Genomic DNA, 20,721 nt, shown 5'->3' with positions numbered 1-20,721 from the left:
TCTCGCTCCGTGTGTGTATCGCTTATGCCTATACCGGAACGATCATACCGTGACAAAAACGGCTCAGTCTCGGACTACTTCGGCCCAGCAATTTGGCGTTTCGTATATACGCACACGCGCAAGGCGCAGATTCACGCCGTAGTGCGCGTCGTAGACGTTGGCGAGCACGTCGAACGCGATCGCCGCGAGGTTTTCGACGGTCGGAATGCGGTTGAGCACCACGGTCTTATGGTCCGGCATCGAATCGAGAAACTCGCGCACTTTCACGTCGCCCTCGTAGACGAGGAACGCGTGATCCCAGCGATTGACGAGATGTTCCATCGCCAGCGATTTGACGTCGGCGAAATCCATCACCATGCCGCAATCCGGCGCGCCTTCTGTTTCGACGACATCGCCTTGCAGCGTGATTTCGAGCACGTAGCGGTGCCCATGCAGGTTGCGGCACTGGCTGCGGTGGTCGGGGATGCGGTGGCCCGCATCGAATTCGAGTTTTCGGGTAATCGTCAGCACGGCGGCGTCACGGAATGTTCAGGTACTTGTGGGTTTGCATCGACAGGCGCCACTGCGGATGGCGCTTGCACCAGTCGATCGCGAGCTTCGTATTGAAATCGCGCGACGGACCGTCCATCGGCTGGACGAGGAAATAATCGAAATCGAGCTTCGCGTAGTCGGCGAGGCGCTGGTTGTCCTGCGGCACCACGACCTTGAGCTCGTTGCCTTTCGTCACGACGAGCGGCGCGTCGGCCTTCGGGCTCACGCAGATCCAGTCGATCGTCTCGAGCACCGGCAGCGAGCCGTTCGTTTCGATCGCGATCTCGAAGCCCGCGGCGTGCAGCGCGTCGACGAACGGCGGGTCGATCTGCAGCATCGGCTCGCCGCCCGTGCAGACGACGAAGCGGTGCGTCTCGCCTTCGGGCCACAGCGACGCGATCATCGCGACGAGTTCGTCGGCACTCTTGTACTTGCCGCCGTTCTCGCCGTCGGTGCCGACGAAATCGGTATCGCAGAAGCGGCACACGGCTTCCGCGCGGTCTTCCTCACGGCCCGACCACAGATTGCAGCCGGCGAACCGGCAAAACACGGCCGGGCGGCCGGCGTTCGCGCCCTCGCCCTGCAACGTGTAGAAAATTTCCTTTACCGCGTACGTCATGCCGCTCTCTAGTATCCAGCCGCTTTAGGCCGGCTCTGTCACCTTCTCGCCCGCGAGAAACGCTTCGTAGCCCCGTTTGCGCAGACGGCACGCCGGGCATTCGCCGCAGCCGAAGCCCCAATCGTGCAACTCGGCGCGTTCGCCGACGTAGCACGTGTGCGTCTCGACGCGCACCAGTTCGACGAGTGCATCGCCGCCCAGCGTTTGCGCCAGGCGCCATGTATCGGCCTTGTCGAGCCACATCAGCGGCGTCTCGAGCAAGAAGCGGCTGTCCATGCCGAGATTTAGCGCGACTTGCAGCGCCTTCATCGTGTCGTCGCGGCAATCGGGGTAGCCCGAGAAATCGGTCTCGCACATGCCGCCGACCAGCACCTTCAACCCGCGCCGGTAGGCGATCGCCGCAGCGATCGTCATGAACATCAGGTTGCGGCCGGGCACGAACGTATTCGGCAGACCGTTGGCCGCCGCTTCGATCTGGATCTCGCGCGTCATCGCGGTATCGCTGATCGAGCCGAGCACGGACAAGTCGATCATGTGATCGTCGCCGAGCCGCTCCGCCCAGGCGGGAAACTCGCGCGCAATCGCGCTGCGAAAGCCTTCACGGCATTCGAGTTCGACACGGTGCCGCTGACCGTAATCGAAGCCGAGCGTCTCGACCGTTTCGAATCGATCGAGCGCCCATGCAAGGCATGTGGCCGAATCCTGGCCGCCGGAAAACAACACGAGCGCGCTGTTCTTAGCGTCTGTCCGAGTCACCGTGAAACTCCGTGAGTGATGAAGGCTCGCGTCGCGCCGGCGCGGTGGCGGCGCCGTGCGGCAACGCGTGCCGGCGGCGCCGGCTCATGCAGTATAGGTCGCACCGTTTGGCGACAGTCGCCGCGCCGCTTATACCGCTGATCGCCTGACGCGATGCGCCGCCGATGTGCCGCATCCCGCCGGCCGGGCTACGCGCACGCAGAACTCGCGGCCGAAAACAAAAAAGGACTTGCGGGACAAATGCGTTGCAAGTCCTTGTAATAGCGGGATTTTATCATGCCGTCCCGAAATGGCGCTGGCGCCGCGCTGAAGCGCCAACTCAGGTCGACATAAGAAAAACCCCAAGAACCTCACGATTCTTGGGGTTGGATACTGCTGGTGGCCTGGGACGGAATCGAACCATCGACACGCGGATTTTCAATCCGCTGCTCTACCAACTGAGCTACCGGGCCACGAAGAAGAAAGAGTATAGCAAGGGTTTTGGCGGTGCTCAAGCCCCTTTGTGAAGATTTATTCCCCCTTGTTCTTCCCAAGGTCCACGCCGAGCTGCTTGAGCTTGCGATACAAGTGCGTGCGCTCGAGCCCGGTCTTTTCCGCGACGCGCGTCATGCTGCCGTTCTCGCGCGCGAGGTGATATTCGAAGTACGCGCGCTCGAACGCATCGCGCGCGTCGCGCAGCGGAATATCGAACGAGATCGACGCGGTCTGTGCGGGCAGGCCGCCGCTCGCGCCGTTCTCCGCTGCCAAAATCGGCAGCGCCGCCGCCGAGGCCACAGCCGACGAATTGATCGGCGACGCCGGCTTGGCCGCCGCGCCGACGGGCGTCGTCGCGTTGCCGCGCGCGAGACCCTGCTCGACCGCCTTCAAGAGCTTCTGCAGCGCGATCGGCTTCTCGAGAAAATTCAGCGCGCCGATTTTCGTCGCCTCGACCGCCGTATCGATCGTCGCGTGGCCCGACATCATGATGACCGGCATCGTCAACTGCCCTTGCGCCGCCCACTCTTTGAGCAGCGTGACGCCGTCGGTATCGGGCATCCAGATATCGAGCAGCACCAGATCGGGCGCCGCGCGCAAGCGGAAATCCCGCGCCTGCTGCGCGTTTTCCGCGGCCTCCACGACGTGTCCTTCGTCGGAGAGGATCTCCGAGAGCAATTCCCGGATGCCCATTTCATCATCTACCACCAGGATGGTTGCCATTTACGCTGCCCTTGTCTGCACTATTGCTTTTGTGTGTCCCGGCACTTCCGCGCCGTGCGATGACCCGCTCGCCGCACCGGGCGAGGCACCATCGTCTGCCATTTGCAGAAACAGAATTGAGATCTGCGCCCCTTCGATCACGTCGCCCGCTCGGAGGCGGTTGCGAATGTCGATACGCGCGCCATGTTCATCGACGATCTTCTTGACCGTGGCGAGACCGAGTCCCGTCCCTTTGGCCTTCGTCGTCACGTAGGGTTCGAACGCGCGCGTCAGGATGCGCGCGGGGAAGCCCGGACCGTTGTCCGATACGGTCAGGCGCACCGCGACGCGCACTTTACCGTCCGCGTCGGGGTCGCCATATTCTACTGTCTTGGTTTCCAGCAAAACACGCGGGTTTTCGACATCGGCCACCGCGTCCTGCGCGTTTTGCAGCAAGTTGTGAATCACCTGACGAAGCTGCGTGGCGTCGCCGCGAATCACCGGCAGCGCCGATAGCTCGACCTTGATCGCGCTCTTGCCTTCCTCAATGCCGTAGAGCGTCAACACCTCCGACACCAGTTCGTTCAGTTGCAGATTCCCGAGCACCGCAGGCGGCGTGCGCGCGTATTCGCGGAAATCGTCGACCATCTGCTTCATCGCCGCGACCTGGTTCACGATCGTCGTCGCGCCGCGCTTCAAGACGTCGGCGTCTTGCGGCGCGAGCTTGTCGGAGAGTTTCATTTGCAGGCGTTCCGCCGAAAGCTGGATCGGCGTGAGCGGGTTCTTGATCTCGTGCGCAAGACGCCGCGCGACCTCACCCCACGCGATCGAACGCTGGGCGGAGATCACGTCTGAGATGTCGTCGAACACGATGACGTAGCCCGCGGTCTGCACGTCTTCGATGTTCTCCGTGCTCGATACGAGACGCGCGCCGCGCACGAGCAGCGTCAGCGGCTCGGTCTCGCCCGCGACCGGCACCGCGAACTGCTGCTGCCAGTGGCCGCCGTCGGCCGCGCCGTTCGTGCTCGCCGCTTCGCGATCGGCAAACGCCTTCTTCACCATCGCGCCGAATTCGGCAAGCGCGCCGATGTGATCGAGCGAAGCGCCGAGCGTCGATTGAAACGGCTGGCGGAAGATGCGCTCGGCGCCGCGATTGGCGGTCGTCAGACGGAACTGGCGATCGAACACGAACACGCCCGCTGTCAGGTTCGCAAGAATGCTCTCGAGGTAGGCCTTCGAGTGTTCCAGCGCAATGCGGTTTTTCTCGACCGCCGCGCGCGCTTCGGATAGCTGACGCGTCATCGCATTGAACGACTGGGTGAGGAAGCCGAGTTCGTCGCGCGACTTGATTTCACGCTTCGGCGTGTAGTCGCCTTCGGCCACCTCCTTCGTCCCTTGCGCAAGCAGGAAGAGCGGCCGCGCCAGCTGATTGCCGAGCGCGAGCGCGAGCATCATCGCGATGAAGGTCGCGAGAAAGAGCGCGAGCGTCAGCGTGCCGATGTACATCTTGCGCAAGCCGGTGCGGCCCAGCGCCTTCTCCTGGTACTCGCGATACGCGCGCTGCACGGCATCGGCGTTGCGCGCCAAGGTGGCCGATACCGGTTGCTCGAGCTGCAGGAAACGTTCAGCCGGCTGCAGGAGCGACGTGCTCGAATCCGGAATGCGCTGCACGATGCGCAGGCGCAAGCCGCCCTTCGCGTCGCCGTCGACCTCGCCCTCGATCGCCGCATAACCCCGGCCGCGCGCCTGGTTGAGCATCAACTGGGTCGGCAGGTCGTCAGGCACGAGCGCGGCGTAGTTGCCCGTCGCTTGCGCGACCACGTGCAGTTCCGGCGCCGCACCCGACACCGTGCGCACCGTTTCGACGAGCGTGGCGTCCTGCACGCCGAACTGATCGCGCAAACGCAGCAGCGTGAGCGTCATACTCGACGGGTCGGTGCTCGCGAGCTGCTCGGACATCATGCGGCCTTTGGTCTGCAAGTCCGACAACGAAGCGTCGAGCATGCCGCGCCCGAGGTTCAGCCCCGAGGTCAGCGCGGTTTCGACATTGACGTCGAACCATGACTCGATGCTGCGCGAGACGAACTGGTACGACACGATGTAGATGATCCCGCCCGGCACGACGCCGACAAGCGCAAAGAAGATCGCCAGTTTCGCGAGCAGCCGGGTGCCGAACTTGCCCCTTCGCAAGCGCGCCAGAATCATGACGGCAAGCGTCACGACGACGAGCAAGAAGATCAGCGCGACGATGATGTTCGCGGCGTAGAGCCACGAGTAATAGCGATCGAAGAACTCGGTGTTCGCGCTCGCCGCGGCCAGGAGGACCAGCAGCAGGATCGCGGTGACGGCGACCGTCGACACGAGCACTCGCACGACGAGGCCCTTCGCTCCCACGGATCGGCGGACTCTATTTAGCACGTTCGGCCACCGTAAAAGTAAAACGCTTCCAATCGGAGGCGAGCGCCCAGTCGCGGTTGTTGACCGCATCGACCTGGAACGGCTTCGGCATCAGCGCGGTATCGAGCTGCATCCGCACCGACGCGTTGTAGGTTTCGCCCGACGTCACTTGGTTGCGGTCGATCACGTGCCACGAGGTGACGTGCTTGATGACCGCAAGCGCCTCGTTGAGCGAGGCGAAACCCAATTGCAAACCACCGCTCGACACGCGGTATTCGCGTGTGAGCGGCTGAAACGACAGGCGGATAGTCTGCGAGACGGACACGGGCTGCTCATCGAACCAGTACCAGCGCGGACGGCTCAGTTCGAAATCGGTTGTGAAGTAAAGCGGGATGCCTTTGTTGACGGCATCTTCGAGACTGCTGTTGAGCTCGAAATCGAAGCGGGCGTCCAGGTTCCACCCGGTGCCGTCCGCTTGCAGCGACGCGCGCTGCACCGAGATCGGATCTGCGCACGCGGGCCCGGCTGCGGCGAGGCAAAGGGCCAGCGCAATCCAAAGCGCGGCCGCGAGCCGGAGCGGAAGAAAGCGTTTGATCGTCACCGTTTCTGAAAGCGCGCGTAGAAGAATCCGTCGTGGTCTGTGTCTGAACCGGTGCGCTGCCCGAGTGGCGTTGCGCTCGGGAGTTCGGCTGCCGCTGTTGCTGCTTCGCCGGCGAGAACCGGCACCAGTTGCCCCGGTGCGTCCAATCGTACCGCATCTTCATGCGCGCTTCCAAACCACTGCGCCTGCAACTCGCCCTCTTCCGGAAAGATCGAGCAGGTAACGTAGAGCAACTCGCCGCCACGTTTCACGAGCGGCCACAGTGCGGCGAGGATGCGCCGCTGCTCGGCGGCAAGCGCGGCGATATCCGACTCGCGGCGCAGCCAGCGGATGTCGGGATGGCGCCGGACGATGCCCGACGCCGAGCAGGGCACGTCGGCGAGAATGCGGTCGAAGGCAGCGCCGTCGTGCCATTGCGCGGGATCGCCGGCATCGCCGATGCGCACCTCGGCTTTGAGTCCGAGGCGCGCGAGATTCTCGCCGATGCGCGCCGCCCGCGAGCCGTCGCTTTCGAGCGCGACGAGCTCGACGTCGGCCAGCTCGAGAACGTGTCCGGTCTTGCCGCCGGGCGCCGCACAGGCATCGAGCACCCGCATGCCGTCACGCGCGCCGAGCCATTGCGCCGCGAGTTGCGCGCCGGCGTCCTGAACGGACACGACGCCGTCGGCGAAGCCGGGAATGCGCTCGACCGGCATGGGCGTCGCGAGCCGCACCGCGTGAACGCCGGCTTCCTGCGCGTCGATTTGATGCGCGCGCAACGTTTCCAAGTAAGCCGCGACCGTCGAGCGGCGCGCGTTGACGCGCAGTGTCAACGGCCCTTGTCGATTGCCTGATTCGAGGATGTCCTGCCAGCGATCGGGCCACGCGTGTTCAACCGCATCGATCCACCAAGCCGGATAGTTCCAGTGCGCGACGCGGTCCGCGCGGGACTCGTTCAGCAGCGCGTCGCGCTCGCGCAGGAAGTTGCGCAGCACGGCGTTGACGAGCCCTTTCGCGAAGGCGAATTCGGGTCGCGCGCCGATCGCCTCGACGGCCTGATCGACGACGGTGAACGGTGCGTAAGCGGCCGTATCGGCATCATCGGAGAGCAGCGCGAGCGCGCAACTGAGCACGTTGCCGACATGCGCGGCGGGCGCCTTGCGGACCAGCTTCGAAACGAGCCAATCGGCGGTTGCAAGGCGGCGCAGCGTTCGATAGGCGATGTCTTGCACGGCGCCGCGCGACAACGCAGCGTGAGCCGCGTTCGACGATGCGTTCACGGCGGCAAGCGCCGCCGGCAGCGCGGTGCCATAGCGGACGGCGCCGACAGCCTGAGCCGCGCCATCGAGCGCAAAGCCGAGCGATTCAGGCACGAGATGCAGTGCCGATAGGCGCGCCTGTCGCGCTGCGTGTTTCGGTGCTGCAGGCTGTTTCGACTGGCGACGTGCGGCGGGTTTTTGAGTCATGGAAAGAGTTTGAGCGTACCGCATCGGAATTGCGCGGCACCCCCGTTGAGCAAACGCCGCATTGTAGCGTGGCGAGGTGAGCGATCCGTCGTATGGTAGTCCAGAGGCGAGGATGGCTGAGCGCTCGCTGCTGCCGCAGCGAGCAGCGGCACGCGATTGAACGACGAGGTCGACAAAGCAAAAGGGCGAACCTCTCGGCTCGCCCCAACGGCCACGACTGCCTTAGCTACGCCCGTGCGCAGCGCGCCGGACACTGCGCGTCAATCGAATCGCCCGGTACGCGCCATTTCCATCAACCGGGCAATACGCTCTTCTGTCGCCGGGTGCGTCGAGAACAGATTCGCGATACCGCCGCCCGACAGCGGATTCATGATCATCATCTGCGCCGTCGCCGGATGCGCTTCCGCCGCAGCGAACGGGATACCCTGCGCGTAGCGATGGATCTTGTCGAGCGCCGACGCGAGCGCCTGCGGATCACCCGAGATTTGCGCGCCGCCGCGGTCCGCTTCGAATTCACGCGCACGCGAAATCGCCATCTGAATCAGTGCGCCCGCAATCGGAGCGAGCAGCGCGACCGCAATGCTTGCGATCGGATTGGCCGGCCGCCCTTGTTCGTCTCGACCGCCGAAGAACATCGCGAAGTTCGCGAGCGCCGAAATGGCGCCGGCCATCGTCGCGGAGATGGTCGAGATCAGGATGTCGCGGTGCTTCACGTGCGCGAGTTCGTGCGCCATCACCCCGCGCATCTCGCGTTCGGACAGCACACGCAAAATGCCCGTGGTGGCCGCGACCGCCGCGTGCTCGGGATTGCGGCCGGTGGCGAACGCGTTCGGCGCGTCTTCGTTGATCAGGTAGACGCGCGGCATCGGCAACTGCGCGCGCGTCGCCAGCTCGCGGACCATCCGGTAGAACTGAGGCGCACTCGCTTCGTCCACTTCCTGCGCGTTGTACATGCGCAGGACCATCTTGTCCGAGAACCAGTACGAAAAGAAATTCATGCCGAGCGCGATGAAAAGCGCCAGCATCATGCCGCGATGCCCGCCGATCATTCCGCCGATCACAATGAAGAGGGCCGTGATCGCGGCCATCAGCATTGCCGTTTTGACCCAATTGAACATGCTTGCTCCTAACCTGTCTGCGTGCATCACGCCTTGTTCCGCCTCAAAGGCCGAGCGGAGAATTGTAAGGGAAATGTTAGATAGGGGCGGGCGCAAAAAATTCAATCAGTGCCGCGTCGTGGCGAGCTTGATGCCAAGCCCGACGAAAGCGCTGCCGACGCCGCGGTCCAACCACCGCTTCACCGCGGGCTTGCCGCCCAGCCGTTGCGTGACGCTGCCGGCGATCCACGCAACGAAACTGTTCCATACCGTGCTCATCAGCACGAACACGACGCCGAGCGACAGGAACGCGAGCGCCTTGTGCTCGCTGTCCGCGGCGACGAACTGCGGGAAGAACGAAACGAAGAACAGCACGACTTTCGGATTCAGGACGTTGGTCCAGAACCCTTGCATGAAGAGCTGTTTCAACGACTTCGGACCGCCCGCCGCGCGCGCGTTGCCCACAGCCTCCGCTTTCTCTGGATTCGCGAAGATCAGCCGCACGCCGAGATAAATCAGATACAGCGCACCGACAAACTTGATGACCGTGAAAGCCGTTGCCGATGCCGCCAGCAACGCGGTCAACCCGAACGCGCATGCGAGCGAGTGCACGCAACAGCCCGCCGAAATGCCGAGCGCCGACATCAACCCCGCGCCACGCCCCTGCGCCACGCTTCGGCCAACGATGTAAGCCGTATCCGGCCCCGGCGTCACGTTGAGCAGAAAAACAGCGGCGATAAAAAACGCGAAGTGGACGATGCCGAACATGGCGAGCTTTAAGTGGGGAATTTGGGATGGGGATATACAGCTGATTCTAACGCGCGCCGCAACCGCTGCGCGACCTGCCCGATCGGGCTAGGAGACGCGCCTAAGCAGCGCTCACTGAGGCTCAGGCAACCCAAAGCGTTGTCCTGCCGAGAGGGCCGCGCCGGCCAGGAATTCGCGCACCGGCAAGCGCTTGCCGCCTGGTTTTTGCAACTGAGTCAGACGCAATGCGCCTTCGCCGCACGCGACGACGACGCCGTCTGTAGAAACCTCGACGATTGCGCCGGGTTCGGCCATGCCGTCAGCGTGCGCGGTGACGGGCTCGGCGGCCCAGATTTTCAACGCGGTACCGTCGCCGAGCGTCGCGACGCCGCCCGGAAACGGATCGAACGCGCGAACCTGCCGCGCCAAGACGGCGGCCGGCCGCCGCCAGTTGAGCGCGGCTTCATGCTTGCCGATCTTTTCGGCGTAGGTCACGCCCTCTTCGGGCTGCGGCGTCGCTTGCAACGTGCCGCTCTTCTCCAGCTCGACGAGCTCATCGACGATCAGACGCGCGCCCTCGGCGGTGAGCTTGTCGAACAGCGTCGCAGACGTGTCGCTCGTTTCGATCGGCACACGCCCGACGCTGAGCATCGCGCCCGTATCGAGGCCCGCGTCCATGCGCATCAGCGTGATGCCGGTTTCGGCGTCACCGGCTTCGAGCGCGCGCTGGATCGGCGCCGCACCGCGCCAGCGCGGCAAAAGCGAACCGTGAATGTTGATGCAGCCGTGCGGAGGGATATCGAGCACTTCCTGCGGCAGCAGCAAACCGTACGCGGCGACGACCATCACGTCGTGCGGCGTGGCGCAGAGCTGATCGATCGCTGCGGCAGCTTCGGCCGGATATTTCCCCGCGCGGCGCAACGACGGCGGCTGCGCGACGGCGAGCCCGTGTTCCTGCGCATAGCGTTTGACGGCGCTCGCCTGCAGCTTCATGCCGCGCCCAGCGGGGCGGTCGGGCTGAGTCAGCACAAGCGGCACCGGAAACCCGGCGGCGTGAATCGCGGCAAGAGCCGCCGCCGCGAATTCCGGGGTGCCGGCAAAAACGACGCGCAACGTGTGGGTCATAGGGATGAGCTTCGAATAAACAGCAATGGAGCAAGCAACTGAACGCGGAACCAACCAAACCCGGCGCCGGGCGTCACATCGCGTGCGCCAGCTTTTTCATCTTGGTCTTGATGCGCGTCTGCTTGAGCGGCGACAGATACTCGACGAACACCCGCCCCATCAAGTGATCCATTTCGTGCTGAATGCAGACCGCGAGCAGCCCTTCGCAGTCGAGCTCGAACTGTTCGCCCTTCTCGTTCAGCGCGCGCACGCGCACTCGCTCGGCGCGCTCGACGCTGTCGTAGATGCCCGGCACCGACAAGCAGCCTTCCTCGTTGAGCTTGCGCTCGTCGCTCGACCAAACGATCTCCGGATTGATGAACGCCAAAAGCTGATCGTGCGTCTCCGAGACGTCGATCACGATCACGCGCTCGTGCACGTCGACCTGCGTGGCGGCCAGGCCAATGCCGGGCGCCGCGTACATCGTCTCGCCCATGTCGGCCACGAGTTTGCGGATGCGATCGTCGACGCGCTCGACCGGTTTCGCGATTTTGTGCAGGCGTTTATCGGGGTAATTGAGGATGCTGAGTAAGGCCATGATCTTGAAAGTGGTCGGATGCTGTCGCGCAAAGCGATACCGTGACGAAAAATATCGGATACGGCAATAGACCGATCGGTCAGCTTGCGGGCTCGGTGCCGCGTCTCGAAGATGTCTGCTGAACCCAGCAGATTCAACTCACCTGTTTTGGACGCAGCCACGGACACCCGCGACTTTGCGCGGCGCTGCATTGTATTTCGGATGATGAAAATTTTAGCATGCTGACCGAACGCCCGCAGGCGGTGCTCGAGGCTCGACCCGCCATGCAGACCCTGCCGATGACCGATACCGAACTCGCCGCGTGGCTGCGCCTCGCCGCCGCGCGCGGACTCGCACCCGCCGCGCTGCGCGCGCTGCTCGACGCGTTTGGTTTGCCCGAAGCGGTGCTGGCGATGCCTTTTCGCGCGCTGGCGGCGATCGTCGGCGACGTCATTGCGCAAGCTGTGCTCGCGGCGCCGCCGCCCGGCTTTGCGCAGCAGCTCGCCGACACCACGCATTGGCGCGCGCAGCCCGGCAACGCAATCGTCACTTTGAGCGACCCGGCCTACCCGCCGGCGCTGCTTACGATGCCCGATCCGCCGCCGCTGCTATATGTAAAGGGCCGTATGGACCTGCTGCACGCCAAGAGCGTGGCGATCGTCGGTAGCCGCAACGCGACGCCGCAAGGGCTCGAAGACGCGGCTCGCTTCGCGCAAACCCTGTCGGATGTCGGATTGACCGTTGTGTCCGGTCTCGCGCAGGGCATCGACGGCGCCGCGCACCGAGGTGCACTGGCCGGGCGCAGCAGCACGATCGCCGTGATCGGCACCGGCGCCGACATCGTCTATCCCGCGAAGCATCACGCGCTCGCTCATCAGATCGCCGTGGAAGGGGCGATTTTGTCGGAATGGCCGCTCGGCACGCCTGCCAGGTCCGCCCATTTTCCGCAGCGCAACCGGCTGATCGCGGGCCTTTCGAGCGGCGTGCTGATTGTCGAGGCGGCGCTGCGGTCCGGTTCGCTGATCACGGCGCGTCTCGCCAACGAGATGGGGCGCGATGTATTCGCGATTCCCGGTTCGATCCACGCACCGCTTTCGCGCGGGTGTCACAGGATCATCAAAGAAGGGGCAAAACTCGTCGAAACGGCGGAGGAAGTGCTCGAAGAACTTGGCATCCGCGTGGCCGCGGAAAGCTCGCCGCAAGCCGCATCGTCTGGAACTCGGTCAAAGCGTCGAACAACCACCGCATCGGCAGATGGACAATCCACACCCACACGCGCGCCGACGGAAACGCGAAATACGCTCCCGCCAGAACTCGACGCCCACGCCGAGCGCCTGCTCGCCGCGCTAGGCCATGCGCCCGCCACCTTCGACGTCCTCGCGGCCCGAACCGAGATGGAAAATGCGACGTTGCAAAGCACGCTGCTGCAGCTGGAACTCGCCGGGCGGCTGACGGCTCTGCCGGGCGGGCGCTTCGCGCGCATCGAGCGCGGCTAAGCGCACCGACGACCACGCCGCCCCGCGAGAGGCGTGCTACAGTCGCCGCAAGCAGTTCGCATTTCAGAAAAGAACGCAAGGAAACACCATGCCAGCGCTGAATCTCGACACCGACGCAGACCGGATCGCCGAGCGCATCAACGACACCGATACCCTCCTCGTCGCCTGCTTGTGTGCGGAATGGTGCGGCACCTGCCGCGACTACCGCGCCGGCTTCGACCGCCTCGCCGACACGCACCCGAATGTCTGCTTCGCCTGGATCGACGTCGAAACCCACGCCGATCGCTTCGAGGACCTCGACGTCGAGAACTTCCCGACGATCCTGATCGAAGACGGCATCACCACGCGCTTTTTCGGTACCGTTTTGCCGCACTTGTCGATCCTCGAGCGCATGCTGTCCGATCTGACCGCACTGCCGAACTCCGCCGGCGCGCCGAAGCTGCGCCCGGCACTCGCCGCAGTCTGACTAGCGCTCTCCTGCCGCGGCAAGCCCGCCGCGCCGGCCTGCGAGCCGCGCGCGGCGGGCCTCTCAGCGCGCTTGTTTTCAATGTGGCCCGCAATTAACATTGCGCGCGTTTTTAAACAAGCAGAACGCCGTGTGCTATAAAGCGGTCGTTAAAGAGACCAACATCAGGGTTTTGACCCCGAACCACCCACCTCACATCCAGTCATGTCCAAAGCACTGATCATTGCGGAAAAGCCTTCTGTCGCGAACGACATCGCGCGGGCGCTGGGCGGCTTTACCAAACATGACGAGTACTACGAGAGCGACGACTTCGTGCTTTCCTCCGCGGTCGGCCACCTGCTCGAGATCGCTGCCCCCGAGGAATACGAGGTCAAGCGCGGCAAATGGAGCTTCGCGCACCTGCCGGTCATCCCGCCCCACTTCGACCTGAACCCGATCGCCAAGAGCGAATCGCGGCTCAAGGTGCTCACCAAGCTGATGAAGCGCAAGGACGTCGACCGCCTCATCAACGCATGCGACGCGGGGCGCGAGGGCGAGCTGATCTTCCGCCTGATCGCGCAGCACGCGAAGTCGAAACAGCCGGTGCAGCGCCTGTGGCTGCAGTCGATGACCCCCGCCGCGATCCGCGATGGCTTTGCGCAACTGCGCAGCGACGAGGACATGCAGCCGCTCGCCGATGCCGCGCGCTGCCGCTCGGAAGCGGACTGGCTGGTCGGCATCAACGGCACGCGCGCGATGACCGCCTTCAACAGCAAGGGCGGCGGGTTCTTCCTCACGACGGTTGGCCGCGTTCAGACGCCAACGTTGTCGATCGTCGTCGAACGCGAAGAGAAAATCCGCAAATTCGTGCCGCGCGACTATTGGGAAGTGCGCGCGCAGTTCGTCTGCGCCGGCGGCTTCTACGAGGGCCGGTGGTTCGATCCAAAGTTCAAGAAGGACGAGTTCGATCCGGAAAAACGCGATTCGCGCCTCTGGAGCGTCGCCGCGGCGGAAACCGTGGTGGCCGCGTGCCGCGAGCAGATCGGCACCGTCACCGAGGAATCAAAGCCTTCGACCCAGCTCTCGCCGCTGCTTTTCGACCTGACGAGCCTGCAGCGCGAGGCGAACGGCCGCTTCGGCTTCTCCGCGAAGAACACGCTGGGCTTGGCGCAAGCGCTGTACGAAAAGCACAAGGTGCTCACCTACCCGCGTACCGACGCGCGCGCGCTGCCGGAGGACTACCTCGACACGGTCAAGAGCACGCTCGACATGCTCAAGGAGAGCAACAACTACCTGCCGTTCGCGAAGCAAGTGCTCGACAAGGGCTGGGTGAAACCGAACAAGCGCATCTTCGACAACTCGAAGATCAGCGACCACTTCGCGATCATCCCGACGCTGCAGGCGCCGAAGGCGCTGTCGGAACCCGAGCAGAAGCTCTACGACCTCGTCGTGAAGCGCTTCCTCGCAGTGTTCTTCCCGGCCGCCGAATACAAGGTCACGACCCGCATCACCGAAGTCGTCGGCCATCAGTTCAAAACCGAGGGCAAGGTGCTCGTCGAGCCGGGCTGGCTGCAGGTCTACGGCCGCGAGACGAGCGGCGAGGACGCGAACCTCGTGCCGGTCCAGCCGAACGAGAAGGTCAAGACCGACGAGATCGCGGCCCACACGCTGACCACCAAACCGCCTGCCCGCTACAACGAAGCGACGCTGCTGTCGGCGATGGAAGGCGCGGGCAAGCTCGTCGAGGACGACGAGCTGCGCGAGGCCATGGCCGCGAAGGGCCTGGGCACGCCGGCGACGCGCGCGGCGATCATCGAAGGTCTGCTCGGCGAAAAGTACTTGGTGCGCGAAGGCCGCGACCTGATTCCGACGGCAAAGGCGTTCCAGTTGATGACGCTTCTGCGCGGCCTCGGCGTGAAGGAGCTGACCGCGCCGGAACTGACCGGCGAATGGGAATACAAGCTCTCGCAGATGGAGCGCGGCAACCTTCCGCGCGATGCGTTCATGCAGGAGATCGCCCGCATGACGCAGACCATCGTCAAGCGCGCGAAGGAATACGACTCCGACACCATCCCCGGCGACTACGCGACGCTCACCACGCCATGTCCGAATTGCGGCGGCCAGGTGAAGGAAAACTATCGCCGCTTCGCGTGCACGAAGTGCGAATTCTCGATTTCGAAGATCCCGGGCAGCCGCCAGTTCGAGATCGAGGAAGTCGAAGAACTGCTGCAGAAGAAGGAAATCGGCCCGCTGTCGGGCTTCCGCAGCAAGATGGGCCGGCCGTTCTCGGCCATTCTCAAGCTCTCGTTCGACGACGAGACGAAGAACTACAAGCTCGAGTTCGATTTCGGCCAGGATCAAGGCGGCGAAGACGGCGAAGCGCCGGATTTCTCGGAGCAGCAGCCGGTCGGCGCATGTCCGAAGTGCAAGGCACGCGTGTTCGAGCACGGTATGAGCTACGTTTGCGAGAACTCGGTGGCGAATCCGAAGACCTGCGACTTCCGCTCGGGCAAGGTTATTCTTCAACAGGAAATCGCGCGCGAGCAGATGACAAAACTGCTGGACGAAGGCCGCACCGATTTGCTGACGAACTTCAAGTCGTCCCGCACCGGCCGCAACTTCAAGGCGTTCCTCGTCAAGCAGAGCGACGGCAAGATCGGCTTCGAATTCGAGAAGAAGGAGCCGTCGGCGAAAACGGCAGCGAAGACTGCGGCGAAAACCGCGGCGAAAGCGGCTGAAGCCGAAGGTGCGGACGCCGAGGAAGCCGCCGTTCCCGCCAAGAAAAGCGCGGTGAAAGCCGCAGCGAAGACGGCAAAGAGCGCTGCCGAGAAACCAGCGGCCAAGACGGCGGCAAGAAAAACGCCGGCGCGAAAAACCGGTTCATAAAACAGCCGGCTCAAAACAAAAGCGCAGCTTTCGCTGCGCTTTTGTTCGTTAACTGCGGGCTTCCCGCCGCGTCGTTTAGTGCTCGTTCGCGTACAGCGGCACAGGCGCTGCTGCTGTGCGCGTCCGAGTCGATTTCGCCAATTTCGGCGCCAATTCGGCGTCGACCAACTCTGGATGCCCATCGGCATCGCCGTGCGCGAACTCTGCCTTGCTACCCGCACGCAATTCGGCGGGCGCCGCCGCAGCGGGCCGAACCATGCCGCCCTTGATCCACTGCTCGCCGAGCAGGCTGTTGGGCGTCTGGCTGAAATGCTCGACCAGATGATCGATGAACGTGCGCACCTTCGCGGGCAAATGGCGCCGGCTCGGGTATCCGACGTTGATTTCGACCTGCGGCAAGCGATAGTCACCGAGCAGCCGTACGAGGCGGCCGCGCGTCATGTCGCTGCCGATCAGATAGCTCGGCAGGATCGCGATGCCCATGCCGAGCAAAGCGAACTGGCGCAGCATTTCCGTATTGTTCGCGATGATCACGTTTGCCGGGCGCACGCGCACTTCGCCATCCGGCCCCGTGAATATGCGCTCGTCGCCCCAGTATTCGGACGGCAGGCTCAGGCACGGATGCTCGAGCAGATGCTCCGGGCGCGTCGGCACGCCGTGCTTCTCGAGATAAGCCGGCGTCGCGCAAACGGTCAGGCAGCCGGTGGTCAGGCGGCGCGTCACGATGCTCGCGCTGCGCATCTGGCGCGCGATCACGATGCCCACGTCGAACCCCTCTTCCACCAGATCAACCTGCCGATCGACCAGCGTCACGTCGGGAACGACCTTCGGATAGCGCTCGGTGTAGGTCTGCAGCACGGGCGCCAGGTTATGCAGCCCGAACACGACGGGAGCGACGATGCGCAGCGTACCCACCGGCTCATGATTGCGCGCGACGACCATCTGCTCGACGTCTTCGAGCTCGTCGAGAATTTGCCGCGCGCGCTCCAGGTAGACCTGACCGGATTCGGTGAGCGAGAGGCTGCGGGTGGTGCGGTTGAGCAGGCGCGTGCCCAGCCGGCCTTCGAGATCGGCGACGTGGCGGGTGGCGACAGCGTTCGAAATATCCATTGCGCTCGCGGCACGAGCGAAACTGCCGAGATCCGCCACTTTGACGAATACGCGCATTGACTGCAAATGATCCATTGACTACTCCTGCAGCGGCTTCAGCTGACGGAAACGTGCGAAGCACAATAAGTAATTGTCCTACGACTGGAGAATCCGTGCAGAGTTGCTCAACGAGGGCAGATTTCTTGTTGTTTTTTGTCGATTGTTTATCTTGGTGCACGCCGCGAGGTCCGATCATTCCTTTTTGAGAAACAATCATCAAGAAATACGGCTATGCGTTCTTGTTAAGAAACACCGAAAAGCGCGGGTGGGGTCGAAATAAATTTTCGTGGGCCGCCTCTAAATTGAAAAAAATCGAATCACGGCTTTGCATGGGGCCGAAGTAAGTGCTGAAACGTTAACGGCCGACACAAAGAAAAGCCGCCCGAGGGCGGCCTTTCCAGCGAAGCGAAGACTCACACGCCTACGCTTCGAGGCGGCTCTCGAACGCCGCCTTGGCCTGAGTCAGTGCCTCGGGCAACCGGTAGCTCAGCTTGTCGAAGAGCTCGCCATGCAACGCCAGCTCCTTCTTCCACGCCGCATCGTCGACCGAAATCACCTCCTCGAACTGCTCGCGCGTGAAGTCGAGGCCCTGCCAGTCGATGTCCTCGTAGCGCGGCGAAACGCCGAACGCGTGATCGACACCCACCGCGCGCGACTCGATGCGCCCGATCATCCAGCGCAGCACGCGCATGTTCTCGCCGAAGCCGGGCCAGACGAACTTGTCGTCCGCGCCCTTGCGGAACCAGTTCACGCAGAAGATCTTCGGTAGCTTCGCGCCGAGCCCCTCGAGCTTGCTGCCGACGTTCAGCCAGTGCCCGAAGTAGTCGCTCATGTTGTAGCCGCAGAACGGCAGCATAGCGAACGGATCGCGACGCACGACGCCTTGCTGGCCCGCAGCCGCAGCCGTCGTCTCCGAGCCCATCGTCGCCGCCATGTAGACGCCTTCGACCCAGTTGCGCGCCTCGGTCACGAGCGGCACCGTGGTGGAGCGGCGTCCGCCGAAGATGAACGCGTCGATCGCGACGCCGGCCGGGTTCTCCCAATCGGCGTCGATCGACGGACATTGCGACGCCGGCGCCGTGAAGCGCGCGTTCGGGTGGGACGCCTTGCGGCCGGTTTCCTTCGCGATCTCCGGCGTCCAGTCCTTGCCTTGCCAATCGATGAGGTGCGCGGGCGGCTCGCTGGTCATGCCTTCCCACCAGACGTCGCCGTCGTCGGTCAGTGCGACGTTCGTGAAGATCACATTGCCCTTGAGCGTCGCCATCGCGTTGAAGTTGGTCTTCTCGCTCGTGCCCGGCGCGACGCCGAAGTAGCCGGCCTCCGGGTTGATCGCGTACAAACGGCCATCCTTGCCGGGCTTGATCCACGCGATGTCGTCGCCGATCGTCGAGATCGACCAGCCGCTCATGCCTTGCGGCGGAATCAGCATCGCGAAGTTGGTCTTGCCGCACGCCGACGGGAACGCCGCGGCCACGTGATACTTGCGCCCCTCCGGCGAGGTCACGCCGAGAATCAGCATGTGCTCGGCGAGCCAACCCTCGGCGCGGCCCATCGTCGACGCGATGCGCAGCGCGAAGCATTTCTTGCCAAGCAGCGCATTGCCGCCGTAGCCCGAGCCGAAGCTCCAAATTTCGCGCGACTCGGGGAAGTGGACGATGTACTTCGTGTCGTTGCACGGCCAGCTCACATCGGCCTGGCCTTCGGCGAGCGGCGCGCCGACCGAATGCACGCACGGCACGAACTCGCCGTCTTCACCGAGCACGTCGTACACCTTGCGGCCCATGCGCGTCATGATCCGCATGTTCGTGACAACGTACGGGCTGTCGGTCAGCTCGATGCCGATGTGCGCAATCGGCGAGCCGAGCGGGCCCATCGAAAACGGCACGACGTACATCGTGCGGCCTTGCATCGAACCGTCGAACAGGCCATTGAGCGTCGTACGCATTTGCTCGGGCTCGGTCCAGTTGTTGGTCGGCCCCGCGTCTTCGCGATGTTGAGAGCAGATGAACGTGCGATCTTCGACACGCGCCACATCCGACGGATCGGACCACGCGAGATAAGAGTTCGGCCGCTTCTCCGGGTTGAGCTTTTTCAGCGTACCGGCGGCAACCATTTGCGCGCACAGGCGGTCGTATTCCTCCTGCGAGCCGTCACACCAGACGATGCGCTCGGGTTTCGTCAACGCAGCGATGCGTTGAACCCATTCGATCAGCCGGCGATGCTTGATATAGGCAGGCGCTTCAAGTGTGAATTGGCCTCCAAAGGCGGAATGATTCATCGAGCTGTCTCCGTTTTGTGATTGTGAAAAGAGAAACGGTAGGCGCTCGCTGACGCTGCAGGCGAGAGGCGCGTTTGGCGCGTTGGCACAACACCAGGGAAACCCCTGTGCGTGCCGAATTGCATGACGTCAGGAGCCATTCAGCTTGCCGACGGCAACCATTGTTTCGCATGGCTTGCGTCGTAACGCAACAAGCTGTTAAAAAGTGAGAGTCCTGTCTATCCACAGTAATGAGCATCGTGATGACTGGCGTCGCATCGCTCATGCCAGCTTGTGCTTCACACCACAGGTTGGAGCGTCAAGGATATCACTCCATTTCGTGCGCACATCGTGCGCTGCAAAACATACCTGTTTATGAAGATTGCCATTCTCGACGACTATCAGGACGCGGTACGCAAGCTCGATTGCTTTCATTTGCTTGCAGACCATGAAGTCAAAGTATTCAACAACACGGTGCGCGGCCTCGGTCAGCTTGCGAGCCGTCTCGCCGATATCGACGCGCTCGTGCTGATTCGCGAACGCACGCGCATTACCTCGCAGCTGCTCGACAAATGTCCGCATCTGCGCATGATCAGTCAAACCGGAAAAATCGCGGGCCATATCGATCTCGAAGCGTGTACTGAGCGCGGCATCTCGGTGCTCGAAGGCGTCGGCTCGCCGATCGCGCCGGCCGAGCTGACCTGGGCGCTCATCATGGCCGCACAACGGCGTATTCCGCAATACGTGGCAAACCTTAAGCAAGGCGCATGGCAGCAGTCGGGGCTGAAGACGTCGGCGCTGCCGCCGAACTTCGGGCTCGGTCAAGTGCTGCGCGGACAAACGCTCGGCATCTGGGGCTACGGCAAGGTCGGCCGGCTCGTCGCCGGCTACGGCAAAGCGTTCGGCATGAAGGTGATGGTCTGGGGCCGCGAGCATTCGCTCGAAGCCGCCAAGGCCGATGGCTACGATGTCGCCGAAAGCCGTGAAGCGTTCTTCGAGCAAAGCGATGTGCTGACGCTGCATCTGCGCCTGCACGACGACACGCGTGGCATCGTCAAGCTCGACGACCTGATGCGCATGAAGCCGACGTCGCTGCTCGTCAACACGAGCCGCGCGGAACTGTTCGACGAAGGCGCGCTAGCCGCCGCGCTCGCGCGCAATCGCCCGGGGATGGTCGCTGTCGACGTCTACGAAAGCGAGCCGATTCTGCAAGGCTACGGGCTGCTGCGGATGGAAAACGTGATCTGCACGCCGCACATTGGCTATGTCGAGCGCGAAAGCTACGAGCTGTATTTCAGCGCGGCGTTCAACAATATCCTCGCGTTCGATCGCGGCGATACGACGAGCGTCGCGAATCCCGAAGCCATTTCGGGTGCGCGCCGGCATAACCGGCTGCGCGAGCGCGACGCGCGCTGATTGAGCGGATCTGAGTGATGAT

General features: G+C 63.5%; 17 protein-coding genes and 1 tRNA gene. 4 read left to right on the top strand and 14 right to left on the bottom strand.

Annotated elements, in window-relative coordinates; all coding sequences use genetic code 11:
• Window positions 1-63 precede the first annotated feature (63 nt).
• The 12 genes from queD to def all read right to left on the bottom strand — a co-directional run bounded on the left by queD (window position 64) and on the right by def (window position 11,071).
• Entirely contained in the window at window positions 64-507 is a 444-nt protein-coding gene (gene queD, locus AAHK20_RS07380) for a 6-carboxytetrahydropterin synthase QueD (protein WP_449180976.1), read from the bottom strand.
• 10 nt (window positions 508-517) lie between these two features.
• Complete coding sequence (gene queE / locus AAHK20_RS07375; protein WP_137334252.1) at window positions 518-1,150, bottom strand: 7-carboxy-7-deazaguanine synthase; 633 nt, start codon at window positions 1,148-1,150, stop codon at window positions 518-520.
• A gap of 24 nt (window positions 1,151-1,174) precedes the next feature.
• On the bottom strand, window positions 1,175-1,906 hold the full coding sequence (gene queC, locus AAHK20_RS07370) for a 7-cyano-7-deazaguanine synthase QueC (RefSeq protein WP_449180798.1): 732 nt from the start codon (window positions 1,904-1,906) through the stop codon (window positions 1,175-1,177).
• A gap of 376 nt (window positions 1,907-2,282) precedes the next feature.
• Window positions 2,283-2,358: transfer RNA gene (locus tag AAHK20_RS07365), tRNA-Phe, on the bottom strand.
• Window positions 2,359-2,416: 58 nt separating this feature from the next.
• On the bottom strand, window positions 2,417-3,103 hold the full coding sequence (esaR, locus tag AAHK20_RS07360; RefSeq protein WP_449180797.1) for a response regulator transcription factor EsaR: 687 nt from the start codon (window positions 3,101-3,103) through the stop codon (window positions 2,417-2,419).
• The gene (locus AAHK20_RS07355) at window positions 3,104-5,500 is read right to left on the bottom strand and encodes a sensor histidine kinase (protein WP_449180796.1); all 2,397 of its coding nucleotides are present in this window, start codon (window positions 5,498-5,500) and stop codon (window positions 3,104-3,106) included.
• Complete coding sequence (locus AAHK20_RS07350; protein ID WP_449180795.1) at window positions 5,490-6,080, bottom strand: DUF4390 domain-containing protein; 591 nt, start codon at window positions 6,078-6,080, stop codon at window positions 5,490-5,492. The genes AAHK20_RS07355 and AAHK20_RS07350 overlap by 11 nt, the downstream gene beginning before the upstream one ends.
• Window positions 6,077-7,525, bottom strand: a complete 1,449-nt coding sequence (gene rsmB / locus AAHK20_RS07345) for a 16S rRNA (cytosine(967)-C(5))-methyltransferase RsmB (protein ID WP_449180794.1) — start codon at window positions 7,523-7,525, stop codon at window positions 6,077-6,079. The genes AAHK20_RS07350 and rsmB overlap by 4 nt, the downstream gene beginning before the upstream one ends.
• A 260-nt stretch (window positions 7,526-7,785) precedes the next feature.
• Window positions 7,786-8,643, bottom strand: a complete 858-nt coding sequence (gene htpX, locus AAHK20_RS07340) for a zinc metalloprotease HtpX (RefSeq protein ID WP_449180793.1) — start codon at window positions 8,641-8,643, stop codon at window positions 7,786-7,788.
• A 105-nt stretch (window positions 8,644-8,748) separates the two neighbouring features.
• Entirely contained in the window at window positions 8,749-9,390 is a 642-nt protein-coding gene (locus AAHK20_RS07335) for a LysE family translocator (RefSeq protein WP_449180792.1), read from the bottom strand.
• Between the two features lie 111 nt (window positions 9,391-9,501).
• On the bottom strand, window positions 9,502-10,494 hold the full coding sequence (fmt, locus tag AAHK20_RS07330) for a methionyl-tRNA formyltransferase (RefSeq protein ID WP_449180791.1): 993 nt from the start codon (window positions 10,492-10,494) through the stop codon (window positions 9,502-9,504).
• A 73-nt stretch (window positions 10,495-10,567) separates the two neighbouring features.
• Window positions 10,568-11,071, bottom strand: coding sequence for a peptide deformylase (gene def, locus AAHK20_RS07325; protein WP_449180790.1), 504 nt, complete (start codon window positions 11,069-11,071; stop codon window positions 10,568-10,570).
• A gap of 263 nt (window positions 11,072-11,334) precedes the next feature.
• On the opposite strand from def, the gene dprA reads away from it, so the two are divergent.
• From dprA to AAHK20_RS07310, 3 genes are all read left to right on the top strand, one after another.
• On the top strand, window positions 11,335-12,546 hold the full coding sequence (gene dprA / locus AAHK20_RS07320; protein WP_449180975.1) for a DNA-processing protein DprA: 1,212 nt from the start codon (window positions 11,335-11,337) through the stop codon (window positions 12,544-12,546).
• Between the two features lie 88 nt (window positions 12,547-12,634).
• Window positions 12,635-13,012 carry a thioredoxin family protein gene (locus AAHK20_RS07315; RefSeq protein WP_449180789.1) on the top strand — a complete coding sequence of 126 codons (378 nt, stop codon included), beginning with the start codon at window positions 12,635-12,637 and terminating at the stop codon, window positions 13,010-13,012.
• A 204-nt stretch (window positions 13,013-13,216) separates the two neighbouring features.
• Window positions 13,217-15,877, top strand: a complete 2,661-nt coding sequence (locus AAHK20_RS07310) for a DNA topoisomerase III (RefSeq protein WP_449180788.1) — start codon at window positions 13,217-13,219, stop codon at window positions 15,875-15,877.
• A gap of 75 nt (window positions 15,878-15,952) precedes the next feature.
• Here the strand turns inward: AAHK20_RS07310 and AAHK20_RS07305 are convergent, their stop codons facing one another.
• Both AAHK20_RS07305 and AAHK20_RS07300 read right to left on the bottom strand, forming a co-directional pair.
• Window positions 15,953-17,062 (bottom strand): LysR family transcriptional regulator, encoded by a 1,110-nt coding sequence (locus AAHK20_RS07305; RefSeq protein WP_449180787.1) that lies wholly within the window; start codon window positions 17,060-17,062, stop codon window positions 15,953-15,955.
• A 385-nt stretch (window positions 17,063-17,447) separates the two neighbouring features.
• A complete protein-coding gene (locus tag AAHK20_RS07300) occupies window positions 17,448-19,304 on the bottom strand; it encodes a phosphoenolpyruvate carboxykinase (GTP) (protein ID WP_449180786.1) in 1,857 nt (618 codons plus the stop codon).
• Between the two features lie 354 nt (window positions 19,305-19,658).
• Between AAHK20_RS07300 and AAHK20_RS07295 the strand changes: the two genes are divergently transcribed.
• Entirely contained in the window at window positions 19,659-20,699 is a 1,041-nt protein-coding gene (locus tag AAHK20_RS07295) for a D-2-hydroxyacid dehydrogenase family protein (protein WP_449180785.1), read from the top strand.
• Window positions 20,700-20,721: the final 22 nt, after the last annotated feature.

Source organism: Trinickia camelliae (genome assembly GCF_053525655.1).
This window is presented reverse-complemented; position numbering and strand designations above follow the sequence as displayed.